Consider the following 8,159-nt stretch of genomic DNA (forward strand, 5'->3'; position numbering starts at 1 on the left):
ACGTGCGGAATGTGGGTTAAAATCCTCCAGATTAGGGATTTCATAAAATTTACTCAAATCTGCCCAGCCTTTGCTAAGTTAATTGAAGAATTGAGTATTTAAACTAAATAAAATGAGAAATTAGGGATAGAATACAAAGAAAGTTTCCAACCTCTTAAAATTTTGTAAAAAATACTTAATATTCAGAGGTATTATATTTATAGCTGTTAGCAGCACTGGTAAAGAAATCAGTCCTTGACGAAGGCGAACTAAAAGTCCAGGAGAAAAAACGGTGGCAGTTGAAAATAACGAAAATCAGACAGTGAATACAGATAAAACTAAAAGCGCAGAAACTAGTAATAAACCAGTGCCAGCAGAATTATCAAACAAACTGGATATCCGTCAAAATTCTGCTCTCTCTATTCGTCCGATAAAATCTTCTGAATTGAAAGTCATACAGACAATGGACATTATGGGTATTCGTCCCATTTCAGCCAATACAATGGAAGTTGTAGATACTATTACTGCTTCTGGAGTTCGTCCCATTGCTGCCAGTCATTTAGCAATTTCCAAACAATATTCTTTAATGGGAAATCGTCCCGTCATGATAAAGGTAGTTGATGAATCTGATTCATTGATGGGTTATTTGGATTAGCCAAAAATAATTAATTATCAAATCCCCTTTCCAAATTCGGGTTAAGCTGATTGGGGTAAAGTCCAGTTCATGTGAAGACTGGGCTTTTTTGGTTGATGCCAATGGCAATAAGCGATTAATCCATACAGAATAATGAACTTTGAATTTGACTCGGTTGCTGTACCCCATAAACATCGAATCTGCTGTAATTTCATGTTGATTTCATTTTGAAAGGTAATACTTATAGATGAAAAAGGAATATTCACCATATATTTCCCTGACTCAATATTGAGTCAAAATTATTATGAGGTCTGAGTCATGATGAAATCATATTTTAAATGGTTGCTACCTTTGGCTGGTGTTGTTGTGGTGGGAGTCACAGGATTATTCTATTGGCTTCCAGACACAGGAAATAATACTCAAACTGTTGCTAGCGACTCCAAAGCAATTGCTATGACTAGTGTATGGGATAAGGAAACAGAATCATCTTATTCAGGAGTAAAAGAAGTTACCGTTTATCGCAGTCCTTCTTGTGGGTGTTGTGGCGAGTGGGTACAACATATGCAAAAGCACGGTTTTAAAATTACAGATAATAAAACCGAGGATATGGAAGCAATCAAGCAGAAGTACAGCGTACCTCAACAATTAGTATCTTGTCACACCGCAGTTATTGACGATTATGTGATGGAAGGGCACGTTCCCGCCGATGACATCAAACGTTTTCTGGCTTCTAAGCCCAAGCAAGCAGGTTTAGCAGTACCGGGAATGCCTTTAGGGACTCCTGGAATGGAAACAGGAAATAGAAAACAGCCGTTTACTGTAGCCTCGTTTAATAAAGATGGCTCAGTTAAAGTGTTAAAAGAATATCAATCTTACTAAGGTTGAGAAAACAAGTTAGGAGGCGCAGAGTGAGGAGTTAGGAATTAAAAATCAAGAGTAAATGTTGTAGAAACAAAAACAACTAGCGATCGCGGCTTCTCGTACTGCGAATTGGTGTGAGAACTTTAAGTACCTAAAAAGTGGTTCTCATTTCGGTAAGGTTGTGATTGAAATAAAATGTAATGTAAAGAGAATAATTGCGCCTCCTTCCCATTTATCCTATGCAAATTACTCTTAACCTCGACGAAGCTCTTCTCAAAGAAGCCTTACAACTTACCAACCTCACCAACCAAGAAGAACTAGTGAATCTCGCCCTGCAAGAACTTGTGTGATCGCGAAGCGTCTCCTCCAGAGCATCGCGCCGCAAGAAAAACCTTCTCGACCTCGCGGGTCAAATTCAATTTGCCCCAGACTTTGATTACAAAGCTTTACGCGATACTCGCTATGCTTCTGATTCATAATGATCGTGACTTTGAAACCATTGCCCAAGTGCGATCGCTCCAACATCTTCGTTTTCAACCTTGAGATTTCCTGCAAAGCACCAATAAGCAAAGGTTTGTGAATGCGAACGCTCGGTTTGTCATAAAAAAATGGATGTCAAAGATGAGTTCTTGTCCTTCCATTTGAACTGCGATCGCGACAGCCAATCTCTACGGGAGTATCGCTTAGAATTCTCCCAAGTACCATTAATAAAAAATTATGATTTTAATTAGTTTTTTAATAAGTTAAAAAAATGTTTAAAATTTAAATCATGATAGAATTCGATACATCAAAGATTAAAGATTGGTTCAAAAAGCTTTTTTGAGTTTAATTTCCCATGCACTCTGCACCGATGGTGTGATGGCACATAGTGCTCGCCTTTGGCGATCGCCGCATCGGAATGCAGATGTAATGGAGTGGCGGGTTGACTCGCTGTTTACCCGGATGCATGGAGCCATTCACCCAGGATTTGAGACCACGCTTGCCTGCCATCCTGACCCCTAAAATCTGATTAAGGAGGAATTACAACATGGATTTCTTTTCCGATTTCTTGACGCTCTTCCTGGGGAAGTTGCAGTCCCCGACACTCGGCTTTCTGATTGGTGGTATGGTCGTTGCCTCCGTCAATAGCCGACTACAAATTCCAGATGCGATCTATAAGTTTATCGTCTTCATGCTGCTCATAAAAGTCGGTCTGAGCGGCGGCATTGCGATCCGCAATGCCAATCTGGTAGAGATGCTGTTGCCTGCACTGTTCGCCGTGGTAACGGGGATTCTTATCGTGTTTATCGGGCGCTACACCTTGGCCAAGCTGCCGAATGTCAGAACCGTGGATGCTATTGCGACTGCGGGCTTGTTCGGTGCTGTGAGTGGCTCTACCCTCGCCGCCGGTCTAACGATACTGGAAACGGAAGGCGTGAAATACGAAGCCTGGGCAGCCGCACTCTATCCCTTCATGGACATCCCAGCCCTCGTGACTGCGATCGTCTTGGCTAGCGTTTATGCCAGCAAGCAGAAGCAGCGTAGTACCACAGACGAGTATCTCACCAAGCAGCCCATTACCGCAGGTGTGTATCCCAGGGGGCAGGGCATTACCGCAGATGGGTATCCCAGCGTTCAGGGCGTTTCTGGAGGTGAGCGGGTCAAGATATGGCCCATCATCAAGGAAAGCCTCCAGGGTTCTGCCCTATCGGCACTGCTACTTGGCATTGCTCTAGGCTTGCTAACCCAGTCAGAAAGTGTCTTTGAGAGCTTCTACGAGCCCCTATTCCGTGGTCTGCTTTCCATACTGATGCTGGTAATGGGTATGGAGGCTACGGCAAGGCTCGGTGAGCTGCGCAAGGTAGGTCAGTGGTACGCCCTATATGCCCTGGTAGCACCGTTACTACATGGGCTCATTGCCTTTGGTCTCGGCTGGATTGCCCACGTCATCACAGGATTTAGCCTTGGTGGTGTGGTGATACTAGCTGTCATCGCCGCCTCCAGTTCAGACATTTCAGGGCCACCCACTTTACGAGCCGGTATCCCGTCGGCTAATCCCTCTGCCTACATCGGCTCCTCTACAGCGGTCGGCACGCCGGTTGCGCTTGCTTTGGGAATACCGCTCTACATTGCGCTGGCCCAGGCGCTGATGGGCAGCTGAATTCCAGATCGGTCGCAGTCTGACGTTTTTCTGAGTTTTTATTTAGTTCAATGAATACACACCTATAGGAGGTAACAAATATGAGCCAGCAAGCCAGTAAGCTCGTCATTGTCACGGAAAGGTTACTGCTGAAAAAGATCGCCAAGATCATCGACGAAGCCGGGGCTACCGGTTATACAGTGGTGCCCGCTGGCGGTAAAGGCAGTCGCAACGTACCCTCATCGGGACAACCCACCGTTTCCTCCGACGACTTCTCAAATATAAAGTTCGAGGTGCTCACCCCCAATCGCGATATGGCTGTGAAGATTTCGGATGAGGTCGCAGCGAAGTTTTTCGACAATTATTCGGGCATCGCCTATCTCTGTGACGTGATGGAGGTACTGCACGCGCACAAGTTCTAATCCCATTTTGGATTTTAGATTTTAGATTTTAGATTTTGGATTTTGGATTTTGGATTGTGAAAGATTTACCGCATAAGCTTTTCTTGCTGTCCATCTGTCGCAATCATTTTTCAAACTGGTATATTACCACTTCATGGATCATCATTCGTGAAGTGGTATAGAAGCTTGAAAGAGGGATGCAGTGGGTTATTGGGGGTTTCCCATGACCACACTGCATCAAGAAATGAATAATTGCGCCTTATGTTTATGCATCACGGCACTATTTATTCTTTAGTCAATCCTTGCTAACCTCCATTTTCCGTGCTGCCAAATATTCATACATTTGCCAACGTGTTTCCACTTCAGCTTGAGCCTGGTGTAATAAATCCTCAGCTACTTCTGGCTTGCTCTTAGTCAACATTTTGAAGCGATTTTCTTCATACATTGACTGTTCCACGGATTTCTTCGGCTTACGGCTATCTAACTGTAAGGGATTCTTACCTTGTGCTACCAAGTCAGGATTATATCGATATAACAACCAACGTCCAGATTCTACCAAATCTTTCTGGTGACTCATGCCTGTAGTCATATTAATGCCGTGGGCAATGCAATGACTATAGGCAATAATTAAAGAAGGACCATCATAAGCCTCTGCTTCAATGAATGCTTTCAGGGTATGTTCGTCCCTAGCTCCTAATGCTACACTCGCCACGTAGACGTTACCATAAGTCATAGCCATTAGTCCCAAATCCTTCTTCGCGGCGGGTTTACCACTGGCAGCGAATTTAGCAACGGCTGCTTTGGGGGTAGCTTTGGAAGATTGTCCTCCGGTGTTAGAATACACTTCTGTATCCATAATTAGGATATTCACATTGCGACCGCTTGCTAAAACGTGATCTAATCCGCCAAAATCAATATCGTAAGCCCAGCCATCACCACCTACTATCCACACGCTTTTTCTCACCAGGTAGTCAGCCAGGGATTTGAGATTTTGGATTTTGGATTGTAAATTGCGATCAGATGTATTGATACTATCTAATTTCTGCTTTAATTGGGCAACTCGTTCCCGTTGTTCCCAAATATCAGCTTCGCTTCTTTGTTGAGCATGGAGAATTCCTTGAACCAGATTATCCTCTATTTCCCCACTCAATTGTTTGAGGATTTCCTCTGCATACTCAGCCTGTTTATCCACAGATAGCCGGAAACCTAAACCAAATTCAGCATTATCTTCAAATAAACTATTAGACCATGCTGGGCCTCTACCCTCTTGATTCTTCGACCAAGGTGTGGTAGGTAGATTACCACCATAGATAGAAGAACAACCAGTGGCATTAGCAACCAATAAGCGATCGCCAAATAGTTGTGTGACTAATTTCAAGTATGGCGTTTCTCCGCAACCAGCACAAGCCCCGGAAAATTCAAATAATGGCTCTTGCAGTTGTTGTTGACGAATTTGGTTGATTTTTAATTCCCGTCGGTCAGGATTGGGTAAATTCAGGAAGAAATCCCAGTTTTCTCGTTCCTGCTCTCGCAAGGGTGACTGAGGTTTCATATTAATTGCTTTCAGTTCTGGCTGTGCCTTATTTTTAGCAGGACAAATATCCACACAAATACCACAACCAGTACAATCTTCCGGTGCTACTTGAATGGTAAATTTCTGTCCAGCAAAGTCCTTATCTTTGGCATTGGTAAACTTAAATGTGCTGGGAGCTTGCTCTAATTCATCTGTTTGGTAAGCCTTACCCCTAATTGCTGCATGAGGACATACCATCACACATTTACCACATTGAACGCAGACATCTGTATCCCACACGGGTATTTCTTGGGCGACATTGCGTTTTTCCCATTTAGCCGTACCTGTGGGATAAGTACCATCAACGGGTAAGGCACTCACTGGTAAGTCATCCCCTTGCCAAGCTATCATTTTACACAATACATCCTGCACAAATTCAGGGGCAGAATCAATGAATTTGTTTTCGGTTTGGGATATTGGCTTTGTGGCTGTGTTGGGGACATCGACTTTCTGTAAGTTCTTCAGGGTATTGTCCACGGCTGTCAGGTTCATCTGGACAACTTTTTCCCCTTTCTTACCATAAGTCTTTTCAATTGCTTGTTTAATCTTGCTAATTGCTTGTTCTTGGGGTAGTACTCCTGCCAAAGCAAAGAAGCATACTTGCATAATGGTATTGATGCGTCTACCCATACCACTGTCGTGGGCAACTTGATTAGCATCAATGACATATAATTTAAGTTGTTTTTCAATAATCTGCCGTTGTATCTGTAGTGGTAAATTCTCCCACACCTGATCCACATCATAGGGACTATTCAAGAGAAATGTTGCTCCTGGTACAGCCGCTTCCAATACATCTACTCTGTCTAAAAATACCCATTGATGACAACCAATAAAGTTAGCTTTGTCTATTAAATAGGTAGAGCGAATTGGCTGAGGACCAAAACGTAGGTGGGAAATGGTCATAGAGCCTGACTTTTTGGAGTCGTAGACAAAGTATCCTTGGGCGTAATTTTCGGTTTCTTCCCCAATTATTTTGATCGAGTTTTTGTTTGCTCCTACCGTACCATCGGAACCCAAACCATAGAACATTGCCCGCACAACTTCATCTGCTTCTGTGGAGAAACTAGGATCAAAGCAGAGGGATGTATGGGTAACGTCGTCATTAATACCAATGGTAAAGTGATTTTTCGGTTTTTCTAAGGCTAAATTAGCAAATATTGCCTTGACCATTGCCGGGTTAAATTCCTTGGAGGAAATACCGTACCGTCCGCCAACAATGGATTGGAGATTGGGGAATTGAGATTTGAGATTATTTTCATGGATGGCGGTAACTACGTCTAGATAGAGGGGTTCCCCAATACTACCTGGCTCTTTAGTGCGATCTAATACTGCAATGCTATGGGTAGTTTTTGGTAGGGCAGCGACAAATCCCTCCACATCAAAGGGGCGATATAATCTGACTTTCAACACCCCTACCTTTTCCCCACAGGCGTTGAGATAATCTACAGTTTCATGTACAGTTTCGCAACCCGAACCCATGAGGACAATAACCCGTTCAGCATCCGGTGCACCGTGGTAATCAAATATACGGTAGCGTCGTCCCGTTTGCTTACCAAACTGATCCATTACGGCTTGGACAATCTCAGAACAAGCATTGTAGTAGGAGTTGGCGCTTTCCCTAGCTTGGAAGTGAACATCAGGATTTTGTGCCGTACCTCTAATTATCGGGCGATCAGGAGTTAAGGCGCGAGAACGATGGGCAAGAATGGTATCATCATCAATCAAAGCCAGCAAATCATCATCTTGCAGTAGTTCTACCTTCTGAATTTCATGAGAAGTGCGGAAACCATCAAAAAAGTGCATGAAAGGAACCCGCGCTTTCAGGGTAGCAGCTTGGGCAATTAAGGCAAAATCCAAGCTTTCCTGCACTGAAGCGGAACACAGCATGGCAAACCCAGTAGCACGAGCTGCCATGACATCGCTTTGATCTCCAAAAATAGATAGGGCTTGGGTAGCTAAAGAACGGGCAGCTACGTGGATGACAGCACTGGTGAGTTCCCCGGCAATTTTATAAAGGTTGGGAATCATCAACAACAGTCCTTGGGATGAAGTGAAGGTTGTTGTCAGAGAACCTGTTTGTAATGCTCCGTGGACGGCTGCGGCGGCTCCTCCCTCACTCTGCATCTCAATAACGCTGGGAATCGTCCCCCAGATGTTAGCACGACCATTTGCAGACCAAGTATCTGCCCATTCTCCCATTGCTGAGGATGGGGTAATGGGATAAATTGCTACAACTTCATTCAAGCGGTAAGCAACACGGGCAACCGCTTCATTACCATCGATAGTTGCAAAGGTTTTGGGCATGATTTCCTCCTCCTAGATTCCCAATAATGATGTGTCGAATATGTCTAAGTGAAAAGGTAAAACAAAATTCATAGATGGTGGAAGCAGTTTGACCTAAGTTAAGCAAAATAATTTCCGCCCCACAAATCAAAGAAATAGGAAAAGTCTTTTCTCTTCTCTATTGTAAGTTGTTTCTTCAGGGTCAATTACACTATACTTAACAGTATGTAATGTAAAAAAATGCAATACTTAATTTCAGTATAGATATTTTGTTATCTAAATAGTAAATCTGGCATCATTATTTATAAG

General features: G+C 43.5%; 7 protein-coding genes. 5 read left to right on the top strand and 2 right to left on the bottom strand.

Annotation, left to right across the window (positions count from 1 at the left end; all coding sequences use genetic code 11):
- Nucleotides 1-271 precede the first annotated feature (271 nt).
- The 3 genes from CALSC_RS12830 to CALSC_RS27445 all read left to right on the top strand — a co-directional run bounded on the left by CALSC_RS12830 (nt 272) and on the right by CALSC_RS27445 (nt 1,824).
- A complete protein-coding gene (locus tag CALSC_RS12830) occupies nt 272-634 on the top strand; it encodes a hypothetical protein (RefSeq protein ID WP_327331389.1) in 363 nt (120 codons plus the stop codon).
- 297 nt (nt 635-931) lie between these two features.
- Nucleotides 932-1,492, top strand: a complete 561-nt coding sequence (locus tag CALSC_RS12840) for a DUF411 domain-containing protein (RefSeq protein ID WP_088241737.1) — start codon at nt 932-934, stop codon at nt 1,490-1,492.
- Nucleotides 1,493-1,713: 221 nt separating this feature from the next.
- Nucleotides 1,714-1,824 carry a type II toxin-antitoxin system VapB family antitoxin gene (locus tag CALSC_RS27445; RefSeq protein ID WP_235006778.1) on the top strand — a complete coding sequence of 37 codons (111 nt, stop codon included), beginning with the start codon at nt 1,714-1,716 and terminating at the stop codon, nt 1,822-1,824.
- 456 nt (nt 1,825-2,280) lie between these two features.
- Here the strand turns inward: CALSC_RS27445 and CALSC_RS26460 are convergent, their stop codons facing one another.
- Nucleotides 2,281-2,430, bottom strand: coding sequence for a hypothetical protein (locus CALSC_RS26460; protein ID WP_159460611.1), 150 nt, complete (start codon nt 2,428-2,430; stop codon nt 2,281-2,283).
- Between the two features lie 71 nt (nt 2,431-2,501).
- On the opposite strand from CALSC_RS26460, the gene CALSC_RS12855 reads away from it, so the two are divergent.
- Nucleotides 2,502-3,614: a sodium-dependent bicarbonate transport family permease gene (locus CALSC_RS12855; RefSeq protein ID WP_088241738.1), complete on the top strand. Its 1,113-nt coding sequence runs from the start codon at nt 2,502-2,504 to the stop codon at nt 3,612-3,614.
- An 80-nt stretch (nt 3,615-3,694) separates the two neighbouring features.
- Nucleotides 3,695-4,015 (top strand): P-II family nitrogen regulator, encoded by a 321-nt coding sequence (locus CALSC_RS12860; RefSeq protein ID WP_088241739.1) that lies wholly within the window; start codon nt 3,695-3,697, stop codon nt 4,013-4,015.
- Between the two features lie 274 nt (nt 4,016-4,289).
- Here CALSC_RS12860 and nifJ read toward each other — a convergent pair whose 3' ends face one another.
- A complete protein-coding gene (gene nifJ / locus CALSC_RS12865) occupies nt 4,290-7,871 on the bottom strand; it encodes a pyruvate:ferredoxin (flavodoxin) oxidoreductase (protein ID WP_088241740.1) in 3,582 nt (1,193 codons plus the stop codon).
- Nucleotides 7,872-8,159 lie beyond the last annotated feature (288 nt).

The organism is Calothrix rhizosoleniae SC01 (assembly GCF_900185595.1).
In the GTDB taxonomy this organism is placed as follows: Bacteria; Cyanobacteriota; Cyanobacteriia; order Cyanobacteriales; family Nostocaceae; genus Calothrix_A; species Calothrix_A rhizosoleniae.

Bases quoted from the DNA above. Each gene is read 5' to 3' on its own strand.
- CALSC_RS26460 (WP_159460611.1), bottom strand. From the start codon at position 2,430: ATGGCTCCATGCATCCGGGTAAACAGCGAGTCAACCCGCCACTCCATT.
- CALSC_RS12855 (WP_088241738.1), top strand. From the start codon at position 2,502: ATGGATTTCTTTTCCGATTTCTTGACGCTCTTCCTGGGGAAGTTGCAG.
- CALSC_RS12860 (WP_088241739.1), top strand. From the start codon at position 3,695: ATGAGCCAGCAAGCCAGTAAGCTCGTCATTGTCACGGAAAGGTTACTG.
- CALSC_RS27445 (WP_235006778.1), top strand. From the start codon at position 1,714: ATGCAAATTACTCTTAACCTCGACGAAGCTCTTCTCAAAGAAGCCTTA.
- CALSC_RS12840 (WP_088241737.1), top strand. From the start codon at position 932: ATGATGAAATCATATTTTAAATGGTTGCTACCTTTGGCTGGTGTTGTT.
- nifJ (WP_088241740.1), bottom strand. From the start codon at position 7,871: ATGCCCAAAACCTTTGCAACTATCGATGGTAATGAAGCGGTTGCCCGT.